This is a genomic window from Clostridium vincentii, from assembly GCF_002995745.1.
GTDB lineage: Bacteria > Bacillota > Clostridia > Clostridiales > Clostridiaceae > Clostridium > Clostridium vincentii.
Genome location: NZ_PVXQ01000004.1, coordinates 46,884 through 71,130, shown reverse-complemented (window position 1 = coordinate 71,130; position 24,247 = coordinate 46,884). Strand labels below are relative to the sequence as shown.

The 24,247-nt window shown below is 31.6% G+C and carries 19 protein-coding genes and 1 other RNA gene; 16 read left to right on the top strand and 4 right to left on the bottom strand.

Translation table 11 applies throughout. The annotated features are described in order from the left end of the window. Window positions 1-73 precede the first annotated feature (73 nt). Window positions 74-2,701 carry a pyruvate, phosphate dikinase gene (ppdK, locus tag CLVI_RS02825; protein ID WP_106058599.1) on the top strand — a complete coding sequence of 876 codons (2,628 nt, stop codon included), beginning with the start codon at window positions 74-76 and terminating at the stop codon, window positions 2,699-2,701. A gap of 49 nt (window positions 2,702-2,750) precedes the next feature. Here ppdK and CLVI_RS02820 read toward each other — a convergent pair whose 3' ends face one another. Then, window positions 2,751-3,815 carry a CotS family spore coat protein gene (locus CLVI_RS02820; protein WP_106058598.1) on the bottom strand — a complete coding sequence of 355 codons (1,065 nt, stop codon included), beginning with the start codon at window positions 3,813-3,815 and terminating at the stop codon, window positions 2,751-2,753. Window positions 3,816-3,998: 183 nt separating this feature from the next. On the opposite strand from CLVI_RS02820, the gene CLVI_RS02815 reads away from it, so the two are divergent. The 8 genes from CLVI_RS02815 to CLVI_RS02780 all read left to right on the top strand — a co-directional run bounded on the left by CLVI_RS02815 (window position 3,999) and on the right by CLVI_RS02780 (window position 10,885). Beyond that, the gene (locus CLVI_RS02815; RefSeq protein WP_106058597.1) at window positions 3,999-5,036 is read left to right on the top strand and encodes a deoxyguanosinetriphosphate triphosphohydrolase; all 1,038 of its coding nucleotides are present in this window, start codon (window positions 3,999-4,001) and stop codon (window positions 5,034-5,036) included. Window positions 5,037-5,184: 148 nt separating this feature from the next. Then, the gene (gene dnaG, locus CLVI_RS02810) at window positions 5,185-6,981 is read left to right on the top strand and encodes a DNA primase (RefSeq protein ID WP_106058596.1); all 1,797 of its coding nucleotides are present in this window, start codon (window positions 5,185-5,187) and stop codon (window positions 6,979-6,981) included. A 7-nt stretch (window positions 6,982-6,988) separates the two neighbouring features. Beyond that, window positions 6,989-8,098 (top strand): RNA polymerase sigma factor RpoD, encoded by a 1,110-nt coding sequence (rpoD, locus tag CLVI_RS02805; RefSeq protein ID WP_207655311.1) that lies wholly within the window; start codon window positions 6,989-6,991, stop codon window positions 8,096-8,098. A gap of 60 nt (window positions 8,099-8,158) precedes the next feature. Next, window positions 8,159-8,857 carry a tRNA (adenine(22)-N(1))-methyltransferase gene (locus CLVI_RS02800; RefSeq protein WP_106058594.1) on the top strand — a complete coding sequence of 233 codons (699 nt, stop codon included), beginning with the start codon at window positions 8,159-8,161 and terminating at the stop codon, window positions 8,855-8,857. Between the two features lie 8 nt (window positions 8,858-8,865). After that, window positions 8,866-9,654, top strand: coding sequence for a Nif3-like dinuclear metal center hexameric protein (locus CLVI_RS02795; RefSeq protein WP_423237129.1), 789 nt, complete (start codon window positions 8,866-8,868; stop codon window positions 9,652-9,654). Window positions 9,655-9,761: 107 nt separating this feature from the next. Next, on the top strand, window positions 9,762-9,968 hold the full coding sequence (locus tag CLVI_RS17640; protein WP_106058592.1) for a hypothetical protein: 207 nt from the start codon (window positions 9,762-9,764) through the stop codon (window positions 9,966-9,968). Between the two features lie 49 nt (window positions 9,969-10,017). After that, window positions 10,018-10,359: RNase P RNA component class A (gene rnpB, locus CLVI_RS02785), an RNA gene on the top strand. A gap of 112 nt (window positions 10,360-10,471) precedes the next feature. Continuing rightward, entirely contained in the window at window positions 10,472-10,885 is a 414-nt protein-coding gene (locus CLVI_RS02780; protein ID WP_106058591.1) for a hypothetical protein, read from the top strand. A 37-nt stretch (window positions 10,886-10,922) separates the two neighbouring features. Here the strand turns inward: CLVI_RS02780 and CLVI_RS02775 are convergent, their stop codons facing one another. Then, window positions 10,923-11,789, bottom strand: coding sequence for a 50S ribosomal protein L11 methyltransferase (locus tag CLVI_RS02775; RefSeq protein WP_106058590.1), 867 nt, complete (start codon window positions 11,787-11,789; stop codon window positions 10,923-10,925). A gap of 144 nt (window positions 11,790-11,933) precedes the next feature. Between CLVI_RS02775 and CLVI_RS02770 the strand changes: the two genes are divergently transcribed. Beyond that, window positions 11,934-12,890 (top strand): D-2-hydroxyacid dehydrogenase, encoded by a 957-nt coding sequence (locus tag CLVI_RS02770; protein WP_106058667.1) that lies wholly within the window; start codon window positions 11,934-11,936, stop codon window positions 12,888-12,890. Window positions 12,891-12,998: 108 nt separating this feature from the next. Here CLVI_RS02770 and CLVI_RS02765 read toward each other — a convergent pair whose 3' ends face one another. Then, window positions 12,999-13,835: an HAD family hydrolase gene (locus CLVI_RS02765; RefSeq protein WP_341458731.1), complete on the bottom strand. Its 837-nt coding sequence runs from the start codon at window positions 13,833-13,835 to the stop codon at window positions 12,999-13,001. A 134-nt stretch (window positions 13,836-13,969) separates the two neighbouring features. Here CLVI_RS02765 and CLVI_RS02760 point away from each other — a divergent pair, with 134 nt between their 5' ends. Continuing rightward, a complete protein-coding gene (locus CLVI_RS02760; protein WP_106058588.1) occupies window positions 13,970-14,533 on the top strand; it encodes a TetR/AcrR family transcriptional regulator in 564 nt (187 codons plus the stop codon). 124 nt (window positions 14,534-14,657) lie between these two features. After that, entirely contained in the window at window positions 14,658-17,045 is a 2,388-nt protein-coding gene (gene lon, locus CLVI_RS02755) for an endopeptidase La (RefSeq protein WP_106058587.1), read from the top strand. Between the two features lie 92 nt (window positions 17,046-17,137). Here lon and CLVI_RS02750 read toward each other — a convergent pair whose 3' ends face one another. Continuing rightward, the gene (locus CLVI_RS02750) at window positions 17,138-17,920 is read right to left on the bottom strand and encodes a glycyl-radical enzyme activating protein (protein WP_106058586.1); all 783 of its coding nucleotides are present in this window, start codon (window positions 17,918-17,920) and stop codon (window positions 17,138-17,140) included. Window positions 17,921-18,121: 201 nt separating this feature from the next. Between CLVI_RS02750 and CLVI_RS02745 the strand changes: the two genes are divergently transcribed. From CLVI_RS02745 to leuA, 4 genes are all read left to right on the top strand, one after another. Beyond that, a complete protein-coding gene (locus CLVI_RS02745) occupies window positions 18,122-18,874 on the top strand; it encodes a DeoR/GlpR family DNA-binding transcription regulator (protein ID WP_106058666.1) in 753 nt (250 codons plus the stop codon). Window positions 18,875-18,908: 34 nt separating this feature from the next. Further along, the gene (locus CLVI_RS02740) at window positions 18,909-21,317 is read left to right on the top strand and encodes a glycyl radical protein (protein ID WP_106058585.1); all 2,409 of its coding nucleotides are present in this window, start codon (window positions 18,909-18,911) and stop codon (window positions 21,315-21,317) included. A 28-nt stretch (window positions 21,318-21,345) separates the two neighbouring features. Then, a complete protein-coding gene (locus CLVI_RS02735; RefSeq protein ID WP_106058665.1) occupies window positions 21,346-22,026 on the top strand; it encodes a fructose-6-phosphate aldolase in 681 nt (226 codons plus the stop codon). A 445-nt stretch (window positions 22,027-22,471) separates the two neighbouring features. Continuing rightward, window positions 22,472-24,142: a 2-isopropylmalate synthase gene (gene leuA / locus CLVI_RS02730; RefSeq protein ID WP_106058584.1), complete on the top strand. Its 1,671-nt coding sequence runs from the start codon at window positions 22,472-22,474 to the stop codon at window positions 24,140-24,142. Window positions 24,143-24,247: the final 105 nt, after the last annotated feature.

The following is a 24,247-nucleotide window of genomic DNA, read 5'->3' as shown; positions in this document are numbered from 1 at the left end:
AATGTGTAACTTCCGGGACTGTAGTGGCCCCGTTAGTATATAGTTAATTTGTATTGAACGGAGGAGTATTGAGATGGAAAAAAAGTATGTTTATCTTTTCAGTGAAGGAAATGCAACTATGAAAAATTTGCTAGGGGGCAAGGGAGCCAATTTAGCAGAAATGACTAGATTAGAGATTCCAGTTCCAACAGGGTTTACTGTTACAACAGAAGCCTGCAATAAGTATTATGAGGATGGAAAACAAATTTCACCGGAAATTGTGGAAGAAATTAAAGCAAGTATAAAAGAGCTTGAAAAATTATCTGGTAAAGAATTTGGAAGTGCACAAAATCCATTGCTTGTTTCAGTTAGATCTGGAGCACGAGCTTCAATGCCAGGAATGATGGATACAATATTAAATCTTGGGTTAAATGATGAAGTTGTAGAAATTGTGGCTAAACTTACTAGTAATCCAAGGTTTGCATATGATTCCTACAGAAGATTCATTCAAATGTTTTCAGATGTTGTTATGGGTATAGAAAAGCGACTATTTGAAAATAAGATTCAAGAAATGAAGGATGAAAAAGACGTAGAATTTGATACAGATCTTACCGCTGATGACTTAAAAGAATTGGTAAATAGATTTAAGGCAGTATATAAGAAACAAAAGGGAGAAAATTTTCCGCAAGAACCAAAAGTACAGTTAATGGAATCGATAACTGCTGTATTTGGATCATGGAATAATGCAAGAGCTATAGTTTATAGAAGATTAAATGACATACCAGGGGAATGGGGAACAGCAGTAAATGTACAACAAATGGTATTTGGGAATAAAGGAGAAACATCAGGTACGGGAGTTATATTCTCAAGAAACCCTGCAACTGGCGAAAATAAAATATATGGAGAATACTTAATGAATGCGCAAGGTGAAGATGTAGTTGCAGGGATTAGAACTCCGCAACCAATTTCACAACTTGACGAACAAAATCCAACTATATATAAAGAATTAATTGATATAATTAATACATTAGAAACTCATTATAAAGATATGCAAGATATGGAAATTACTATTGAAGAAGGTAAATTATATTTTTTGCAAACTAGGAATGGTAAAAGAACAGCTCAAGCAGCTTTGAAAATTGCCGTTGATTTAGTTGAGGAAAAGATGTTAAGCAAGGAAGACGCAATCTTGAAAGTTGATCCTAAACAATTAGATTCGCTACTTCACCCAGCTTTTGATCCTGAAGACCTAAAGAAAAAAATTGCTGTTGCAAAGGGACTTCCTGCATCACCAGGCGCAGCTTGTGGTAAGATCGCATTTACAGCTGATGAAGCTAAGGAAAGAACAGAAAAAGGTGAAATAGTTGTTTTAGTTAGACAGGAAACATCACCAGAAGATATTGAAGGAATGGTAGCTGCAGAAGGAATATTAACTGTAAGAGGTGGAATGACTTCTCATGCGGCTGTTGTTGCTAGAGGTATGGGAACTTGTTGCGTTGCTGGATGTGGTAGTCTGAAGGTGAATGAGGAAGCTAGAACATTAACTGTAGGTGGAAAAACCTATGGAGACAATGATTATATATCTTTAGATGGTTCCACAGGTAATGTATATACAGAACAAGTTAAGACTATATCACCAGAAATAACAGGACATTTTGGAATATTTATGGCCTGGGCTGATGAGATAAGAAAATTAAAAGTTAGAGCTAATGCAGATACTCCAAGAGATACTAAGCAAGCTGTTGAATTTGGAGCAGAAGGTATTGGACTATGTAGAACAGAGCATATGTTCTTCGCAGAAGATAGAATAATGGCTGTTAGAGAAATGATAGTTTCTAAAAATGAAGAAGAAAGAATAAGAGCATTAGATAAAATTCTTCCAATACAAAGGAAAGATTTCATTGAAATTTACGAAGCATTAGAAGGAATGCCAGCAACCATTAGATTTTTAGATCCACCATTACACGAGTTTTTGCCTACTAGCCATGAAGATATTAAGGTTTTAGCAAATCAAATGGACTTAGAAGTTGATGAGTTGACTGCTACAATTGAAAGTTTACATGAAGTTAATCCTATGATGGGACATAGAGGATGTAGACTTGCGGTTTCTTATCCTGAAATAGCTGAAATGCAAACAAGAGCTATTATAGAAGCTGCAATAACAGTTAAAAACAATAAAGGTTATGATATAATTCCAGAAATAATGATTCCATTAGTTGGAGAAGTTAAAGAATTGAAATATGTTAAGGACATAGTTGTTAAGACTGCTGAAACTGTAATGACAGAAAAAGGAGTTAGACTTGAATATCATGTTGGAACAATGATTGAAATTCCAAGGGCAGCTATAACAGCAGATGAAATTGCTGAAGAGGCTGAATTTTTCTCCTTTGGTACAAATGATTTAACACAAATGACATTTGGTTTTTCAAGAGATGATGCTGCTAAATTCTTAGGAGCATACTACGATAAAAAGATTTATGAGCAAGATCCATTTGCTAAATTAGATCAAAAGGGAGTAGGCTTGTTAATTAAGCTAGCTGTAGAAAAAGGAAGAGCTACTCGACCTAATATTAAATTGGGAATCTGTGGAGAACATGGAGGGGATCCATCATCAGTGGAGTTCTGTCATAATATAGGACTCGATTATGTATCTTGTTCACCATTTAGAGTTCCACTTGCAAGACTTGCAGCAGCACAGGCACAAGTTAAAAATAAAAGATAATTAAATTAGAAATATCCCGTAATAAGAGGAATCTTATTACGGGATATTTTTATTTTAATTGCCAATTTAGATCATCCATTATCTTGGTAATAGAGTTGGCAAATTCTAAGTGTGTGCAGACTCTAGTATTATATTTATTAAGTAGGTTAACAAAGGCAACTTTATTACATTTGTTTATATTCTTATAATAATCTCTTGAAATTTTCCAGTATTTTTGAGGAAAGCATATATAAGCAATTATATATCTTAAATCTGAACTAGTTAAATGATTATACAAGTTATAAGATTTAAGAATTGACAGTGTAATATTTATATCCCAGTTTGTCTTTTGCCTTTTTAATAATCGCCTCATAAAGTATGAAAGATCATGAGAACAATAGTCATATTTGCACTTATCAAAATCTATTATCCATGTTTCTTTAGATGGGGAAATTATTATATTTTTATTTACGTAATCGCCATGACATAATGAGGTTGATAAATCATCGATATTTATTTTACTAGCAGTTTGAAGGGAGAGTTTAGCTAACTCTAAATTCTTATCAAAGATATCAATATAGTTTTTTGAAAATGTGTCTCTACATTTGAATGCTAAATTATAAGTTTCTAATAGCTGTTCTGAATGGATATATGTTGACTGCTGCAAATCATCTAGACCTTCTCTGTTTGAACTACCTAGTATAGGAACAAAATGTTTTGAGCATTTATGAATTTTAGCTAGTTCTGTAACTGAAGAAATTACATGTTCTAAATTATCAAAGTTACATTTAATGCCTTCAATCCAAGGCGTTAAGATAAACAACATATTATTATATTTCACAAATTTGTTTCTACTAATTGATGAAATTAGATTTGGTACATATAGTCCATTTCTATGTAGCCACTCTATAGAAGAATATACATAAAGTAAATCTTCTTCAGAAAAATATATTTTTTTTAAAGAATAATATTTGCTGTTTGCAGAAATTTTATAAACAGCTCTTTGTTTATCAGTGTCTTTAAATTTGACCATAGAAATATCTGCGTTATGCAGATCGTAGTAAGGTAAAATATTTTTAGAAATATTTTCTTCAGTGAATATAGACTTATCTAGGGGATATAAAATACTACTCATTAGCTTCTCCTTAAAAAATTACTCATTAGTATAATATTAATTAAATATCTTAAATATACTGTATATAGAACTAAAAAATAATTTTATTATATTAAAATTAAGAATATACAAATAATATTTACATACAATAATTAAAGGATTTAGAAGTAAAGTATAGAATATTAAATTAAGAGGTGATTATATATGAACATAAGAGAAAAAGTTGAAGGTTTTGAAAGATTGATGTTAATAAAAGAAGCAACTTTATCTGCTGGGACAAAAGGAAGAAAAAGAATTGAAGAAATAGATAATATTCGAACTTGTTTTATGGTAGATAGAGATAGAATTATTCACTCGAAATCTTTCCGAAGACTAAAACATAAAACTCAAGTTTATATAAAAACCTTTGGTGACCATTATAGAACCAGATTAACACATACTCTAGAAGTTTCTCAAGTAGCAAGAACTATTGCTGTAGGAATTGGATTAAATGAATCTTTAGTTGAGGCAATTTCTTTGGGACACGACTTAGGACATGTGGCATTTGCCCATAATGGAGAAGAAGTATTAAATAATTTTCTCTCATTGGGTTTTAGGCATAACGAACAAAGTGTTAGAGTTGTTACTAAGTTAGAGAAAAATGGATCGGGATTAAATCTAACGGAAGAGGTAATAGATGGAATACTTCATCATAGTGGTCTTCGAAATATTGGTGAAGATAAAGGGGCTAAAACCTTAGAAGGAAGAATTGTTCAATATAGTGATAAAATAGCATATATTAATCATGATATTGATGACTCTATACGGGCAGGATTACTTTCACAGGAATCACTTCCTAAGGAACTTTTAAAAGTTCTAGGAAATACTCATTCTGAGAGAATAGAAACTTTGGTTTTAGATTTAATAAAAACTTCCAATCAAAATTTATCTAATGGTATTGTTGAAGTAGGTTTAAGCTTTGAAGTAGGAAACGCAATGAAAGAGTTAAGATCATTTATGTTTAAAAATGTTTATTTAAGTGAAGAGCTAAAAGTTGAACGAAATAAGGCTAAATTTATATTAGAACAACTAATTAATCATTTTATGAAAATGCCAGACGAAATGCCAGTGCTTTATAGAGAAATAAGTGAGGCTGAAGGCCTACAAAGAGGCGTTGCAGATTACATAGCAGGTATGAGTGATGATTATTGCTTAAACTTATTTAGTGAACTTTATGTTCCTAAATTGGTAATTTATAAATGAAAAGAATAATTTGCCAACACTTTAGGAAAGATAATGAAGTAGAAATAATAAATAATATATTAATTAAAAAAGGAATTTTAAATAATATGTCGAATATTATATAATTGCAGAAAAGAAAAAATATTTTTGTGAGGAGGGAGAACACTCCTTGCGTATTTCAGAAGATATTATAGAGAGAATCAAACAAGAGAATGATATTGTAGATATTATATCTGAAACAGTAAAGCTTAAGAGAAGTGGCAGAAATTATATGGGACTTTGTCCATTCCATAATGAGAAATCGCCATCTTTTTCTGTGTCTCAAGATAAACAGATTTATAAATGTTTTTCTTGTGGGGAAGCCGGCAATGTTATAACTTATGTTATGAAACAAAGAAAATTAGACTTTGTAGAAGGGCTTAAAGTTTTAGCTGAAAGGGCAAATATTCCTCTAGATTTAGGTAGTGGAGAGCCTAGTGAAGTGAGCAGAAAAAGGGAAATGCTTTTTAAAGCTAATATTGAAACAGGAAGAATTTTCTTTAATAATTTAGCTATTAATAAATCTGCAAAGAATTATTTTCTAAACAGAGGAATACAAGAATCTACAATAAGAAAGTTTGGATTAGGCTATTCAGCTGATAGTTGGAATAATTTAATCTATCAATTAAGGAAAAAAGGCGTTAGTAATGAAATTATGCTTGAAGCAGGATTAGTTATTAGAAATGAGAAGAAGGGTAACATATTTGATAGATTTAGAAATCGCGTTATGTTTCCCATATTTGATATAAAAGGCAGGGTAATTGGTTTTGGAGGAAGAGTTTTAGATGATTCGAAACCAAAGTATCTTAATTCGCCAGAAACTTTAGTTTTTCAAAAGGGAACTAATTTGTATGGACTAAATCTTGCCATTAAAAATAAGATGGAAGATAGATGTTTTATTATAGTAGAGGGGTATTTGGATTGTATTTCTCTTCACCAGTATGGAATAACAAATGTTGTTGCCTCATTGGGTACAGCATTAACTGTCAATCAAGCTAGGCTACTTAAAAGATATGCCGATAAGGCAATTATTTCATATGATGCTGATGTGGCGGGACAAACAGCAACTATAAAAGGACTAGAAGTTTTAAGAGATGCAGGATTCGATGTTAGAGTGCTTATAATACCTAAAGGAAAAGATCCTGATGAATTTGTCCGTTCAAATGGAAAAATTGCATTTTTAAAGTTAATTGAATCAGCGCTCCCTTTAATTATATATAGGTTAAAAAGAGCAGAAGAGGGAATTAATTTTAAAGACCAAGAATCTCTTATAGCATATGGTCGTAAGGTAACAAATATTTTAGCAGAGCTAAATCCTGTTGAAAAAGATGTATACATAAAAAAAATATCAGAAGACACAGGATTAAAGGAACAATCATTATATGATTTGCTAACTATGACTAAAAATAGTAAAGAAATCTCTTTAATGAATAAAAAGGTAGAAAATGGAACAAAATCATATATAGAACCTGGGTATTTGAAGGCAGAGAAATCTTTATTAAAATTAATGCTTAATAATGAATATTATGCAATCATAATAAAGACTCTAACAGTAGAGGATTTTAATTTAAATGCTCATAAAAAAATATTTTCTTTATTATGTAAGGGAATAGAAGAAAGTTCAAGTAATCTTTTAACCTATGTAGAAAGTGGCTGTGATGATATAGAATCCTCCAAGGGATGGGTAAAGATTACAGAGCTTACAGTATTAGAAGCAGAAGATACCAAAAAATCAATTAGAGATTATATAAATAAAATCAAAGAATTTAAACTACAGGAAAAACTCGAAAACCTAAAGAAGGAGCTAAAAGTATTGGAAAATAGAGGAATGCTAGAAGAATCTATAAAAATTGCTATAGAGATTAAAAAATTAAATGAAGAATCAAAGATACAGAGAGGGGCTAAAGATCATGACGGAAGGAGGTAATAAAAAGATGGCAGAACAAACAAAAACTAAGACAGGTAAAAATAATGGAGATATTAAAGATAAAAGTAATCGTATGACAATAGTAAAAAATCTAATAGAAAAAGGTAAAAAAACTGGTACTTTAACATATAAAGAGTTAATTGATGAAGCAGAAAATATAGATTTAGGTCCTGAGCAAATAGAAAAGATTTATGAAGTTTTAGAATCAATGGGTATAGAAGTTATTGGGGAAGCAAGTGAAAAAGAAGAAGAAGAAGAACATATAGATTTATCAGTACCAGAAGGAATATCTATAGATGATCCAGTACGAATGTACTTAAAAGAGATAGGAAAGGTTCCGTTATTAACTTCAAAAGAGGAAATGGATCTTGCACAAAGACTAGAGGCAGGAGATTTAAATGCTAAGAAGAAATTAGCAGAAGCAAACCTTAGACTTGTAGTAAGTATTGCAAAAAGGTATGTTGGTAGAGGAATGCTTTTCCTAGATTTAATACAAGAAGGTAATTTAGGTTTAATAAAAGCAGTTGAAAAGTTTGATTACAGAAAAGGATTTAAATTTTCTACATATGCAACTTGGTGGATTAGGCAAGCAATAACAAGAGCTATTGCAGACCAAGCAAGAACCATTAGAATACCAGTTCATATGGTAGAAACTATAAATAAGCTGATCAGAGTACAAAGACAATTACTTCAGGAGCTTGGAAGGGATCCATTCCCAGAAGAAATTTCTAAAGTTATGGATTTACCAGTTGAAAAGGTAAGAGAAATTCAGAAAATAGCTCAAGAACCAGTATCATTAGAAACACCTATTGGAGAAGAAGAAGATAGTCACTTAGGAGATTTCATTCCAGATGATGATGCACTAGCTCCTGCGGAAGCAGCAGCTTTCACTATGCTTAAGGAACAATTAATAAATGTCTTAGATACCTTGACTCCAAGAGAAGAAAAAGTATTAAGACTTAGATTTGGACTTGACGATGGAAGGGCAAGAACTCTCGAAGAGGTAGGTAAAGAATTTAACGTAACAAGAGAAAGAATTAGACAGATAGAAGCTAAGGCTTTAAGAAAGCTTAGACATCCTTCAAGAAGTAAAAAACTTAAAGATTATTTAGATTAATATATAAAGACATCTGTTTTAGGACAGATGTTTTTTACTAGCTAAGGAGTAGGTAATAGTATGGAATTAAGTAAAAGACTCAAGTTTATTGCAAATCATATAGATAAATGTAGAAGTATTGTAGATGTAGGAACGGATCATGGATATATTCCTATTTACGCCATAAAAAATAATTTATGTGAAAGGGTAATAGCCTCTGATATTAATGAAGATCCAGTGAAAAAAGCAAGATTAAATGTAGTTTCAGAAGGAGTTTCCAAGGAAGTTGAAGTAAGGCTTGGGGCAGGGCTAAATACTATTACTAAGGGTGAGGTTCAAGGAGTTATAATAGCGGGAATGGGTGGAAACCTTATTAAAGAAATATTGGAGAAAGATAGATATAAGGTCCCTACATTCGAATTTTTAATCCTTCAGCCGGCTCAGAATCCAGAGGTTCTTAGAGAATATTTATATTGTAATGGATATGAAATATTAGATGAGGATTTATGCTTTGATGAGGGAGTATATTATGAACTATTTAAAGTTAAAAAAGCTGGAAAGGCTAATGTTATTGAACTAAATCCCATTTCATATGAAATATCTCCAGTGCTCTTAAAGAATAAACATCCGTTAATGAATTCTTATTTGGAGAGTAAAGAAGAAAAATATAATAAGATATTAGGGTTTTTAAATGAGAATAGTGAGAGTGCTGTGAAAAGAAAAGAAGATATTGAAAAGAAACTTAAGTATATAAAAGGGTTTAAGAGAGGAATGAGGTAATTTTGGAGATAAATGTAAGGGACATAATACGGGAAATGGAAATTTTAGCGCCACCTTTTTTGCAGGAAAGTTATGATAATGTGGGACTTATGGTCGGTACAGAGGAAAAGAAAGTGGAAAAAATTCTTTTAGCCTTAGATTGCACTAAAGATGTAATAGAAGAAGCTAAAGAGAACAATGTGGATTTAATTATAACCCATCATCCTTTAATATTTAGAAAACCAAGTAGAATAATAAGTGAAGATCTTCAAGGATGGAAGATAATAGAACTTATCAAAAACGATATTTCTATTTATTCTAGCCATACTAATTTAGATGCAGCTAAAGGTGGAATAAATGAAGAATTAGTTAAGTCATTAGGATTCAAAAATAGTAAATTAATAGATAATAAGAATATTAAGGGATATGAAGAGGCCGGAATAGGAAGAATAGTAGAGCTTGAAGAGGAAATTCTAGTTGAAGATCTTATAAATTTAGTTAAAGAAAAGCTTTTAATTAAAAGTCTTAGAGCTGTAGTTGCAGATAAAGGGATTAAAAAAATTGCATTTATAAATGGTAGTGGACAAGATTTTTTCGCTAAAGCATTAGATTTAGGAGCCGATTGTATAATAACTGGGGATACTACATATCATTTTGCTCTTGATTATAAGGAAATGGGAGTGACAATTATAGATGCAGGACATTTTTCTACAGAATGGATTATGTTTTTAAAGGTTATGAAAAAAATAGAAGAATTATTTAAGGATATAGAATTTATTCACTCTAAAGTAAATAAGGATCCCTATATATTCTTTTAAAAAAAAGAATATTCACATCTATTTATAAACATAATAGAATATTATATTAATAATAGCAATTAACAATTAAATGGGAGTGAGCTATAATTAGTAAAAAATATAAAGGTATGTTTAACAATTTTAAAGATGGCTGGGACAATTGTAATAATAATTACTTAAATAGATGGAGAAAATTAGCTATTTTCCATTTGCTAAGTCCCTTTAAATGGTGTGCTTTGGTTGGACTGTTTATTACTTTATTGATTTCAGGAGTTGGATTATATGGATTAATAGTACTTATATTACTTGTATTACTTTTTATATTTCTACCTTAGAAAAAAGATGACTTGTAATGTGTACTATAATATGATATTATAGGTCTTGCGAGTAAGACAGGCAATCGCTTCTAGCCTTGAGCTAGGAGAGGAAAGTCGGGGCTCCACAGGGCAGGGTGCTGGATAACGTCCAGTCGAGGTGACTTGAAGGATAGTGCAACAGAGATATACCGCCTACTTTGTAGGTAAGGGTGGAAAGGCGAGGTAAGAGCTCACCAGCGTGATGGCGACTTCACGGCTATGTAAACCCCACTTGGAGCAAGACCGAATAGAGAGGCTTTTTGGAGTTGCCCGCTCCGCCTCCGGGTGCGTCGCTTGAACCTATCGGCAACGGTAGGTCTAGATAGATGATTGCCCACGACAGGACCCCGCTTACGGCTTATCTCGTAACATGAAGAACACTTGGTTAATACCAAGTGTTCTTCTTTTATTATATAAAAATGACAAAATAAGAATTAAATGGTATAATTAGTCAGGAACAACAAGAAGGAAGGTAGAATTGTATGATGAAATTTATTGATAAAGTAATTAAAAAATATGTAAATAAAATCAGAATAAGCAAATGGAATGTAGTAAAATTCGCTTCTATTTTTACTGTTTTTGTAGGGATAACATCTTTTTCATATAATAAACGAGTTAATAAACTACCATCTATAGATAGTGCAATAATAGCTGGTGGAATAGCTATCATAATGGGAATTATGTGGGCTATTTTTTCTATTATGTTTGTGACTGATATGGACAAGCGTCGTATCAAAGAAGAAGATATAAATAGGAAGATAATAAATGATATAAGGTTAAAGACTGAAATAATTGTTTTGGGGAGGAAGATTGACAATAAAAAGAAAAAGATGTATAGAAAGTTGTTAGAAGAAGAGGAGATAACTAGGAGAGAAAATAAAAAAGATGTAATTTAAGAGGGCACTGAAAAGTGCCCTCTTATTTAATCTTTTTTTACTTATATATAGCTGTAACCCATTCTTTACTTTGGTGCTTTTCAACAAGTGTGTATCCATAGCTTTCAATCATATCAGAGACTTTATTGAAGCTCCATTCAACCAAGCCGGATACTAAGAGGTACCCATCCTCTTTAAGATGTTCTTTAATTAGATCCATAAACATATGAGTTTCTTCACCGCCGATATTTATATATATCCAATCAAAAATACCTTCTATAGTGACTTCTTTCGCTAGAACATCTCCAATAACAGGTCTGATGGTATTAATATTATTTAAGGAAGCATTAAGTAATACTTCATCAGCAACATCTCGTATATCAAGGGCGATAACTTCACTTGCCCCCTTTATAGCAGTAGCTAAAGAAAGTATACCAGAGCCAGTTCCTATATCTAATATTCTTTTGTTGGAGAAATCCTTTGATAATATGATTTTTAAAAGGTCTTGAGTAGTTTCGTGAAGACCTGTACCAAAGGCCCCTTGAGAGACAAAATTAATTTTATTTTTACCTTCAAACTCCTCATCAGGGGAAGCTAGAACCCAATTATCATCTATGTGAATAGCGGGCATGGAGAAATCTTCATAGTTGGAAGACTCTTCAAAAACATCAAAGGGTTTTTTACCAACTAAAGAAGTAACTTTATTCATAAATATTTCTAAATCCTCTAAATCCTCATTTTTGCTTTCAAAGGCTACCTTAAGGGTTATATCTTCTTCTTCCTTTTCTGTGTAACCATAACCATTTTCGTCAGTAGTTATCTCTAAAGCACTTTCGTAGAAAGCATCATAAATATCATTAATTTGAAGTAATTCAATAGCAGCCTCAACTTTATCTGAAGACATTTCATAACAAATAATAAACATCGGAATTCTCCTTTCAATTTTAAATTAATACTCTAGTATTATATCAAATAAAGAATGAAAAGTCCTAATGGTTGTACGTTTACAAAAATATACCTTTAGGTTATTATGAAATTAGTAGAAAATAAGGGGGAAAATATCATGAACTTGAAGGAAATAGTAGTATTAGATGGAATTACAATAGGGAATGTTGATTTTGATAAACTAAAAGAATTTGGAAATGTAGTATATTATGATAAAACCGAAAATTGCGATGTTAAAGAAAGAATAAAGAATGCGTCTATAGTTTTGACAAATAAGCTTTTATTAAATAAAGATGTAATGGAGAATGCTGATAAACTAGAATTAATATGTGAAACAGCTACAGGGTACAATAATATAGGTATTAATTATGCAAAAGATAAAAGGATAGCAGTTACAAATGTAGCTGGTTATTCAACTCCAACTGTTGCTCAACACACTTTTGCCACATTGCTACACCTTTATAATAAGATAGCTTATTATGATAATTTTGTTAAGAGTGGAGAATATTCAAAGAGTGGAATGTTCACGAATTTGGATAAACCATATAATGATATTGAAGGCAAAGTTTGGGGAATAATAGGTCTTGGAGCTATAGGTAAAAAGGTTGCTAAAATAGCTGATGCCTTTGGAGCAAAGGTTGTATACTATTCAACTTCAGGTATAAATAATAATTATGATTATGAAAGAGTTGAACTAGAAGAATTACTTGCAAATTGCGATATAATTTCGATTCACGCACCTTTAAATAATAATACTCAAGGGTTATTTAACTATAATAATTTAAAAAAAATGAAAAAAGAAGCTGTTCTTGTTAACATGGGAAGAGGTCCTATAGTTGTCGATAAGGATTTAGCAAGAGCCATTGATGAAGGAATTATTGCAGGAGCTGCCCTAGATGTGTTTTCTGTTGAACCAATGTCTTTAGATAATCCTTTGCTACAGGTTAAAAATAAGGACAAAATTGTTCTAACACCTCATATAGCTTGGGCAAGTGTTGAGGCTAGAAATAGATTGTTTTCTGATTTAATTGAGAATATTCGGGCTTATTATAAAGGAGAAAGAAGAAATAGAATAGTTTAGTCTTATAAGAAGTGTAAAAAAAGTTTTTGATGACAAAGGGATATTGAATGCTAATAAGGTATTTGGATAAAATAAAACAGGACACAATTAAGTTTGTGTCCTGTTTTTTTATTTTAAAACATATTTTTCAATAGCTTTGATAACTCCATTTTCAGTATTTCTCTTAGCTATGAAATTTCCATATTGCTTCATGTCGTCATTAGCATTTTCCATAACAAAGCTATAGTGTGCTTTCCCAAGCATTTCTACGTCATTATAGAAATCTCCAAAAACCATAGTCTCTTCATATGATATGCCTTCATCTTTCTGAATTTTCTCTAGAGCAGAGCCTTTATTAATACCTTTCCTCATTAGATCTACCCAGGTCGCTCCGGAAACTACTATATTAAAATATTCATTAAATATTGGTTCTAAAACTTTGTAACAATTAGTAGCTGAACCATTTAAATTACAAATTGATACCTTGAAAATATCATCATCAACAGTTGTAAGATCGTCAATAGTTTCATATTTAAGATAATATTTGTCTATTTCTTTCGCAAAGTCAGTAGATAAACTATGATGGTAAGCGTTTTTAATTCCACAAAGGACAATTTCAATATCAGGAATATTATCGTAAAATTTTATAATTTCATTTACCTTAGTCTTGTCCATAATGGCTATACTGGCAACTTGTCCATTCTCAACTATGAAAGCTCCATTATCACATATAAAATCTAACTCATCAGATATCGGATCAAAATTGTTATGAAGAGTAACATAGGGGCGTCCGCTAGCTACTACAAATTTTATGTTTTTAGCTTTTAATTTATCTAAAGTGCTAAAAAAATCTTTTGGAAGTTTCCCTTCTTGATTCAATAAGGTACCATCCATGTCTGTTACTATTAGTTTTATCATCATATCACTCATTTCTTTTGTTTTTATTAGGGTAAGTCTAGTATACAATAGAAGTGTTGCAAAATGAAAGTCTCATATAGAACATCTGGGGAATAGCATCATAGAAGAAATTATTAATATGGCAAAGCACTTGACAATAAATGAACGGTCGTTTATTATAGAATATAATAGAGGTGTTCACAGTGAGAAGAAAAGATGATGAGAAAGAGAAGAAGATAAAAGAAGCAGTTATTAAGTTAATACTTGAACAAGGCTTTCATGGTACTTCTATTTCAAAAATTGCTAAAGAAGCAGGAATTTCTCCAGCCACAGTTTATATTTATTATGAAAATAAAGAAGTAATGCTTCAGGACATATATCTTGAGTATTCGGAAGAAATCTTCGATTATTTACTTAGTAAGCTTGATAATGACATGGATGGACGACAGCTTATTGAAATACTAGTCACAGGATATTACACTTACATTCAAGAAAATGGTGAAATTTTTCACTTTGTAGATCAATTTTCAAGTTGTCCAGCTCTAGCAAATCAATGTTCAGAACGAAGGGGTATCACTATTTTAAATAATTTATTGGAAGATATGAAAATAAAAAAAGTGTTTAAAGATTTTAGAAACGAAAATTTGATAGCAATACTTTTTTATCCAATAAAATCCATTGCAACTAAGCCATGTATTGGACAAGCTCAACAGCTTGAATTACTAAAAGAAATGATTAGGATTGTTCAGGATGCTTTACTAGTATAAAAAAAGAGTTATTAAAGCGAGAAAATTTTGTGAAGAAATAATCGCAGAAATATCTCGCTGTTATTAGATAAATAATTAAACGAACATTCACTTATGAATGTTATTAAAAGAAAGGATGATTATAATGATGAACTTAGATAAAAATAATAAAGAAGGAATGGTAATTACTGTAGCTGGTATAGTTTTATTACCAGGAATGACTTATACCCTGAAATTAAATAACATCAGTGAAAGAGAACTTGAAAATTTAGCTAAAGAAGATCAAGTTAGTATTGCATTATCTTTGAAGCAAAATTTTAATCAAAGTCAGCTAAAAGAGGAAGATTTTAATAGTATTGGAGTATCTTTTAATTTAAACGAGATTGAAAAAACAGAAAAAGGATATGAAGCAAAAATTGAAGTGTTAGATAGAGTAGAAATTAAAGGACTTAATGTGAGTGATAATTTTATTAGCGCAGAATTTGAGTTTGCATCAGATGTTAGTGATCTTACAAAAGAGAGTCAAGAAGAAATAGTTGAATATATTAAAAAAATTACTCGTGAAGTTAGTAAGAATTTCAAGGGCGCAGATGAGTTTATGACAACCGTAGAGGAACAAACAGATCTAAATAAAATTATAGGTTATCTTACTCAATTTATGCCACTTTCAAACAAGGAAAAGTATGATTTAATAGAAACTAAATCATTAAAAGAGAGAAGTCTAAAATTTATGGATTACATCTTGAAACAAAAAGAAACTTTGAAATTGCAATTTGAGATGGCAGAGAAGTTAACAGAAAAAGCTAACAAAAGTTATAGAGAATCAGTTCTAAGAGAACAATTAAAAGTTATTCAAACTGAACTAAATGAAGGCAAAAGTAAGGGTGCTAAAAAAGACAAAAATTATTTAACTAAGATTGAAGAGGCTCAAATGCCAATTGAAATAAAGGAAGTTGCACTTGAGGAATTAGAAAAGTTAGAAAGTCAAAGTCCAAATAGTTCTGACTACAATATTATACGTAGCTATTTAGATCTATTAGTTAAACTTCCGTGGAAAAAGAGTGAACCTAAAGCCATTGATTTAGGACAAGCAAGACGTATTTTAGATGAACAGCATTATGGACTTGAAAAGGTAAAGGATAGAATAATACAACATTTAGCAGTTATGCAACTTAAAAAGGACAAAAAAGGTTCTATTTTATTACTAGTCGGACCTCCTGGAACTGGAAAAACAAGCTTAGGTAAAAGTATTGCTGAAGCACTTGATAGAAAGTATATAAGATTAAGTCTAGGCGGTATACGTGATGAAGCTGAAATTAGAGGGCATAGAAGAACTTATATAGGAGCAATGCCAGGAAGAATTCTTCAAAGCATTAAGAAGGCAGGAGAAAGAAATCCAGTTATGGTTTTAGATGAAGTAGATAAATTAATGACAGGATATAATGGAGATCCCGCAAGTGCATTACTTGAGGTACTAGACCCAGAACAAAATAATAGCTTTACTGATCATTATTTAGATTTACCATATGACTTATCAGAGGTGTTTTTTATAGCTACAGCTAACTCCTTAGATAATATTTCTAGACCTTTATTAGATAGAATGGAAATAATCCCAATATCTAGTTATACTATGAATGAAAAATTTCATATTGGTAAAAATCATTTAATGTCTTCAATACTTGAAGAACATGGATTGAATAAAGATCAATTAGTAGTAGAAGATGAAGCTATGGAAAAAATTATTAGTGAATATACTCAAGAAGCTGGAGTTCGAGGTCTTAAAAAACAGTTGGCTACACTTGCAAGAGTTACATCAGAGAAAATTGTATCTAACAAGGTAGAATTACCATTTAAAGTTACTGTGGATAAACTAGATGATTTGCTTGGAAGAAAGGTTTCAAGTCATGATAAGGCTCAAAAGGATAATCCACCGGGGGTTGTGACAGGCTTAGCTTGGACAGCTGTAGGGGGAGAGATACTCTTCATTGAAGCTACTGATATGGTAGGGAGTGGACAAGTTACTTTAACGGGTCAATTAGGAGATGTTATGAAAGAATCTGCAAAGATTTCTTTAAGTCTTTTGAAGTCAAGATTACCAATAAATGTTATAAACTTTAAGGAAAGAGATCTACATATACATGTTCCGTCAGGATCTGTACCTAAAGATGGGCCATCAGCTGGAATTACATTATTTACTGCCCTTGCATCCCTTGTTACAGGTATAAAGGTAAATCCAAAACTTGCAATGACAGGAGAAATTACATTAAGGGGAGCAGTACTTCCAATAGGAGGTCTTAAGGAAAAATTACTCGGAGCTCAAAGAGCTGGAATAACAAAAATATTAATTCCAAAGGATAATTTAATAGATCTAAAGGATGTGCCAGAAGAGGTTAAGAGTCAGTTAACTATTTTAACAGTAGAAACTGTAGAGGATGTTCTTAGGGAAACCTTGGGAATATCATTACCTAGAGTAGAGCATGTATTTAATCCAAGTGGATCTACAGAAGGAGTTTTCAATCTAAACCAAATATAAATAAGACTTATGCAGTTGATATAAAGAAATTTATATCAACTGCATTTTAAATATCTAGGGGTTATAACTGAAATTATCTAAATTAGGTGAGATTAGAAACTACAATCTAACCCTTTTTCAAGAAATACTTGTCTAAATTCTTCTAAATCTTCTGGATAAAGCTGTTTAATACCTTCCATGGTATAAGGCCTTCCCAATAGGTCATATTTATTTTGTCCAAACTGGTGGAAAGGTAATAGGTTTACTTTTTTTATCCCTATTTTATTTAAGAGACTACTAAATTCTTTGGCATCTTCTAGACTGTTGTTATAATCTGGTATAACAGGAATACGTGCTATTATTGTTTTACCAATTGAGGCAGCATATTTCATGTTTTTAATAATCATATCATTGTAGACACCTGTAGCTGTGAGATGTTTATCTCTATCATAGTGTTTTATATCAAAGAGCAATAGGTCTACATTAGTTATACATTTCTTAAACACTTCAGAGAACGTATAACCAGTTGTCTCAATTGCTGTATGTATACCTTTATTTTTCAATTCTTGCAATAGTTCAATTGCAAAATCCGCTTGTTGTAGAACTTCACCTCCGGATAGAGTAACACCACCGCCTGATTCTTCGTAAAAATCTATATCTTTCATTACTTCAATCATTATTTCAGATACAGTTTTAGAATATCCTACAATTGAAAGTGCCACAGAAGAAGAGGTATCTTTCCAAGGAATTTCTATTGTACTACTTTGGGATTCAGGATTTGAGCACCACAAGCATCTTAAAGGACATCCCTTAAAAAATACCACAGTTCTTATTCCTGGACCGTCATGTATACTAAATTTTTGTATATTAAAGATGTTAGCTTTCTTTTCATTCATAAAAACACCAAACCTTTCTTTATATCAATAGTAGCATTACAATAGGATTATGTAAACGCAAAACTTACATTTAAAAAATAAATACTTACGAATGAAACATAAATGTTGACAATATGAAAGAGAGTAGCTAAAATATAGTTATAGTAAAAAATCAGCTCATAGAACTCATAGAAATAATAATTTATGTAAAGGGTGGTTAAAATAGAAACACGACATACAAGAATACTTGAAATTGTAGGAGATAATGAACGTATTGAGGTAAAGCAGTTAGCTGAACTTTTGAAAGTTTCTCAAGTTACAGTACGTAAAGATCTTGATATATTAGAAGAAAAAGGTTTGTTACGACGAGAACATGGTTACGCAGTTATGAATGCAAGCGATGATATTAATAATAGATTAGCCTTTAATTATCAAATAAAAAGAAGTATTGCAAAATTAGCAGCAGAACTTGTAAAAGATGGTGAGACTGTAATGATTGAATCAGGTTCGAGTTGCGCATTGCTTGCAGAAGAACTTGCAGCTAACAAGAAAGATGTTAGAATAATTACAAATTCAGCTTTTATTGCTTCCTATATTAGAGAAATTCCTTCTGTTAAAATAGTTCTACTTGGAGGGGATTATCAACCGAAATCTCAGGTGATGGTTGGTCCTATTACTAAAAAATGTGCTAAAGACTTTTTTGTAGACAAACTATTTGTAGGTACAGATGGGTTTACAGAAAAGTTTGGGTTTACTGGCAATGATTTAATGAGAACTGAAACTGTGCAATCAATGGCAGAATCCGCAAGTCATGTAGTTGTTCTTACAGACGCCTCAAAATTCAAAAAACAAGGGGTGGTAGCACAGTTCAGAAAAGAAGAAGTAGACTTTGTGATTACAGATGATGCAATACCTGAATATGCACGAGAGATTTTATTAGAGAATAACGTGGAATTACGAACAGTGAAAAGATAATAGTTTTTTGAAAAAATATTAAAGGAGGCATTTTATGAATAACTATTTTGGAAAACTTACGGATAGAATGGATAATTTTCGTGAGGAATTATTAAAAGCAAAACCTTATGTATGTGTAGAAAGAGCAATTCTAACAACCCAGAGCTATAAAAAACATGGTGATAAACCTTTGGTAATAAAACGTGCATATATGTTACAAAATATTCTAGAGCATATGAGTATATTTATTGAGACAGATACATTGATTGCTGGAAATCAGGCATCTTCAAATCGTTCTGCTCCTATTTTTCCTGAATATGCTATGGACTGGGTTATAGATGAGTTAGATGAATTTGAAAAGCGTGATGGTGATGTGTTTTATATAACAGAGGAAAGCAAAAAGAAATTAAGAGAAATTCAACCTTATTGGATGAATAATACGCTAAAAGAAAAAGCCCTTGCTGCAATGCCAAAGGCTAGTAAAGTATTTTATGATTTAGGAATTATTAAAGCGGAAGGCAATATTACCTCAGGGGACGCACATCTTGCTGTTAATTATGAAGAGGTAATGAAGCTCGGACTTAAGGATTATAAAAAGAGAACTCTTGAACAAATTGAAAATTTAGATTTAACTGATTACCATAATTTGAAAAAATTATATTTTTATCAATCAATCATAATTGTTATTGATTCAGTAGTGGCCTTTGCAAAGAGGTATGCTAATTTAGCTTCTGATATGGCAAAAACAGAAAAAAATAAAAAACGTGCTGAAGAATTAGTTGAAATGGCACGTATTTTAAATAAGGTTCCCTATGAACCTGCAGATACTTACCATGAAGCAGTTCAGTCAATGTGGTTTATTCATCTAATACTTCAGATTGAGTCAAATGGACATTCATTATCTTATGGAAGAATGGATCAGTTTTTATATCCTTATTATAAAAAAGACCTTGAAAACGGAATAATTACTGAGGATAGAACAGTTGAATTATTAACAAATCTTTGGTTAAAAACATTTACGATTAATAAAATAAGAAGTTGGTCTCACACAAAGTTCAGCGCAGGAAGTCCCCTTTATCAAAATGTAACTGTTGGTGGTCAGACTGTTGATAAAAAGGATGCAGTAAATCCTTTGAGTTACTTGATTCTTCAAAGTGTTGCACAAGTAAAACTTCCGCAACCTAACCTTACAGTAAGATATCATAAAGGTCTTGATGATAAATTTATGAAGGAATGTATTGAAGTAGTTCGTTTGGGAACAGGAATGCCTGCATTTAATAATGATGAGATTATAATTCCATCATTCATAGAAAAAGGTGTAAAGGAAGAGGATGCTTATAACTATAGTGCAATTGGGTGCGTAGAGGTAGCTGTTCCTGGAAAATGGGGTTATCGTTGTACAGGTATGAGTTTCTTAAACTTTCCAAAATCATTACTTATTGCATTAAATAATGGTATAGATTTAGAATCTGGAACAAAATTATCAGAAGGGGTGGGACAATTTATAGATATGACGTCCTTTGATCAGGTTTTAGCAGCATGGGATAAGATTATTCGTGAATTTACAAAACATAGTGTCATTATAGATACTACTGTTGATATGATTCTTGAACAAGATACTGCGGATATTCTATGTTCAACATTAGTAGATGATTGTATCGGACGAGGAAAGACAATAAAAGAAGGCGGTGCAGTTTATGACTTTATAAGTGATCTACAGGTTGGTATTGCAAATTTAGCCGATTCTTTGTCAGCTATTAAGAAATGTGTATTTGATGATAAATTAATAACAACAAAAGAATTGTGGAATGCTATGCTAAGTGACTTTGAAGGCGAAGATGGAAATCGTATTCAAGACATTTTAATTAACAAAGCGCCTAAGTTTGGTAATGATGATGATTATGTAGATACTCTTATAAGTGGAGCTTATGATGTATATATTGATGAAATATCAAAATATCATAATACAAGATATGGACGTGGCCCAATAGGTGGAGTTTATTATGCAGGGACATCTTCTATTTCCGCAAATGTACCACAAGGAAATGGAACACTTGCAACGCCTGATGGAAGAAATGCTCATACACCTTTAGCAGAAGGATGTGCACCAGTTCATTCTATGGATAGAAATGGTCCTACAGCAGTATTTAAATCTGTTGCAAAGCTTTCAACAGATAAGATTACAGGGGGAGTATTATTAAACCAAAAAATTACTCCGCAATTATTGTCCACAGAGGAAGATAAAATCAAAATTATTGCGTTGGTAAGGACATTTTTCAATCGTTTAAAAGGATTTCATGTTCAATATAATGTTGTTTCAAGAGATACACTAATAGATGCACAAAAAAATCCGGAAGAATATAGAGACCTAATTGTACGAGTTGCAGGGTATAGTGCATTTTTTAATGTATTATCAAAACAAACACAGGATGATATTATTGCAAGAACAGAGCAGAGTTTATAAAAAATATATAAAAAGGGAGATTATAATAATGGAATACATGTTAGATACAGTAAATATTGAGGATATTAGAAAATACAATGAATACTTTCATATAACAGGAGTAACAAGTAACCCAAGTATTATTAAGGCCACAGGTAAAATTGACTTTTTCAATCATTTCAAAGAAATTAGAAAAATTATCGGTTTAGATAAATCTCTTCATATACAAGTTATTGCAGAAAATTATGAAGGTATTATGTCAGAAGCAAAGGTTATATTAGAAAATGTCGATAAAAATGTATTCATTAAAGTCCCAGTAACACAGGAGGGCTTAAAAGCAATCAGGGCATTAAAGAAACTAAATATTGGAGTTACTGCAACGGCTATATATACAAAAGCACAGGGCTTTTTAGCAATGGAGGCAGGTGCAGATTTTATTGCACCATATTTCAATCGTATGGAGAATATGGATATTGATCCTCGTGAAGTAATCACCGCATTTGCTGATATTATTGATAGAGACGGATATAAAACTAAGATTTTAGCAGCAAGCTTTAAGAATATGGGTCAAGTAAATGATGCTTTTTTATGTGGAGCACAAACTGCTACAATGGCACCTGAAATCCTTGAGACTGCATTAAAAATGCCTGCAATAAAAAAGGCTGTTGATGATTTTGGAATCGACTGGAAAGTCATATTTGGAGATAAATCAATTACTGAATTAGTATAAAAAAGAATTGTTATTTCTTGAATTAAGAGGGGGCAGTCACATGGTGACTGTCCCCTCTATTTTCACATTATAGAGCTTAGGAATTAATAATATTATATTATGGCAGTGAAGGTTAATGAAATGCAATGGTACAGAAATTTAATCTGTAGAATTAACTCATTGACATATAATACATATTATAGTAACATACAATATAAATAGATAATTAAAAGCTAAGAATGAGAGTAGTAGAAGGTAAGAGACTTCAAAGAGAGTAGGGGTATGATGAGAGCCCGCAAGTCTTCATTTTGAACTCGCTCACGAGCTGTGGGGCTGAACTAATTAGTAGGCTTTGCCGGTTTATAGCCGTTATTTTAATTAAGTATAAATTTATTGGATGGTACCGCGTAATTGCTCCGAATTGGAGTCATTATGCTTTTTTTATTTTAAAAGGGGGATTATTAAAATGTTAAATAGTAAAAAGTATAAAAGATTTGAAACAATTAAACTTAAGGACAGAAAATGGCCTAATAAGTTAATTACAAAGGCTCCAATTTGGTGCTCTGTTGATTTGAGAGATGGTAATCAAGCTCTAATTAATCCCATGACCATTGAAGAAAAAATTGAAATGTTTAAGCTTTTAGTAGAGCTTGGATTTAAAGAGATAGAGATAGGGTTTCCATCATCTTCACAAATAGAATTTGATTTTTTACGAACCTTGGTGGATAAAAATTTAATACCGGAAGATGTTTCAATACAAGTTTTAACTCAGGCTAGAGGTCATCTTATAAAAAGAACATTTGAAGCCTTAGAGGGCGTTAAAAAGGCAATACTTCATATATATAACTCCACATCAGTTCTTCAAAGAGATGTTGTATTTAATATGAGTCAGGAAGAAATAAAACAAATTGCTATTGAAGGAACAAAAATAGTTAAGGAATATGCTAAAGATTTTAAGGGAGAACTAGTTCTTGAATATTCTCCAGAAAGTTTTACTGGAACAGAAGTTGAATATGCTCTTGAAATTTGTGAAGCAGTTTGTGAAACTTGGGGGGCTACTAAAGAGAATAAGGTTATTCTTAATCTTCCATCTACAGTAGAAATGGATACTCCAAATATATTTGCAGACCAGATAGAATGGATGAGTACTCATTTTAAAGATAGAGAAAGTATTATAATAAGCGTTCATCCTCATAATGATAGAGGAACTGGAGTTGCAACTGCGGAACTAGGTATACTTGCTGGAGCTGATAGAGTTGAAGGAACTTTATTTGGTAATGGTGAAAGAACTGGAAATGTAGATATTTTAAATATTGCGTATAATATGTTCTCCCAAGGAGTTGATCCAGAACTTAATCTTGAGGATATTCAAAAAATTATTGATGTTTATGAAAAATGTTGCAAGATTCCAGTTCATGTAAGACATCCATATGCTGGGGAATTAGTATTTACGGCTTTCTCAGGGTCACACCAAGATGCTATTAATAAAGGGATGGCTAAGTATAAGGAAAGGGAAGGACAATACTGGCAAGTTCCTTATCTTCCAATTGACCCAGGGGACTTAGGCAGAGAATATGAAGCCTTAGTTAGAATAAATAGCCAATCTGGTAAGGGTGGAATTGCATTTGTAATGGATAAGTATTTCGGTTACAAGATGCCTAAGGCTATGCATAAGGAATTTGCAGATGTAATTCAAAAGATATCTGAACAAAAAGGTGAGGTTGCACCTAACACAATTATGGAGAAGTTTAAAGAAGAATATATTGATAGAGAAGAGATATTTAAGTTAATTAAATGTGCAATATCAGATATTCCAGAGTCTGATGATCCTAATAATGATACAAGAGTTACTGTTAAATTCTTGTATAAGGGTGAGGAAAAGATTCTTGTAGGGGAAGGAAATGGTCCTATAGATTCATTGAAAAAGGCATTGGTTAAATCTAACTTAGTTGATACTCATGTTGTAGATTATGCTGAGCATTCTATGGGTAAGGGGTCAGAAGCTAAAGCTGCGGCCTATGTTGAAATGAAGAGGATAGATACTGGAATTACTACATTTGGTGTAGGTGTTGATAGTAATATAACCCTTGCATCCATAAAATCCATATTTAGTGCAATTAACAGATTATATAAATAAAAGTCTAAAAACCAGATAAATTTTTATCTGGTTTTTAATCTGTCTATTCATAAATTCTACAATATTATCAAAAAGTTTTTAGTTAACCACCGATAAAGGTATACT

Bases quoted from the DNA above. Each gene is read 5' to 3' on its own strand.
- ppdK (WP_106058599.1), top strand. From the start codon at position 74: ATGGAAAAAAAGTATGTTTATCTTTTCAGTGAAGGAAATGCAACTATG.
- CLVI_RS02820 (WP_106058598.1), bottom strand. From the start codon at position 3,815: ATGAGTAGTATTTTATATCCCCTAGATAAGTCTATATTCACTGAAGAA.
- CLVI_RS02815 (WP_106058597.1), top strand. From the start codon at position 3,999: ATGAACATAAGAGAAAAAGTTGAAGGTTTTGAAAGATTGATGTTAATA.
- rpoD (WP_207655311.1), top strand. From the start codon at position 6,989: ATGGCAGAACAAACAAAAACTAAGACAGGTAAAAATAATGGAGATATT.
- CLVI_RS02800 (WP_106058594.1), top strand. From the start codon at position 8,159: ATGGAATTAAGTAAAAGACTCAAGTTTATTGCAAATCATATAGATAAA.
- CLVI_RS17640 (WP_106058592.1), top strand. From the start codon at position 9,762: ATGTTTAACAATTTTAAAGATGGCTGGGACAATTGTAATAATAATTAC.
- CLVI_RS02780 (WP_106058591.1), top strand. From the start codon at position 10,472: ATGATGAAATTTATTGATAAAGTAATTAAAAAATATGTAAATAAAATC.
- CLVI_RS02775 (WP_106058590.1), bottom strand. From the start codon at position 11,789: ATGTTTATTATTTGTTATGAAATGTCTTCAGATAAAGTTGAGGCTGCT.
- lon (WP_106058587.1), top strand. From the start codon at position 14,658: ATGATGAACTTAGATAAAAATAATAAAGAAGGAATGGTAATTACTGTA.
- CLVI_RS02750 (WP_106058586.1), bottom strand. From the start codon at position 17,920: ATGAATGAAAAGAAAGCTAACATCTTTAATATACAAAAATTTAGTATA.
- CLVI_RS02740 (WP_106058585.1), top strand. From the start codon at position 18,909: ATGAATAACTATTTTGGAAAACTTACGGATAGAATGGATAATTTTCGT.
- CLVI_RS02735 (WP_106058665.1), top strand. From the start codon at position 21,346: ATGGAATACATGTTAGATACAGTAAATATTGAGGATATTAGAAAATAC.
- leuA (WP_106058584.1), top strand. From the start codon at position 22,472: ATGTTAAATAGTAAAAAGTATAAAAGATTTGAAACAATTAAACTTAAG.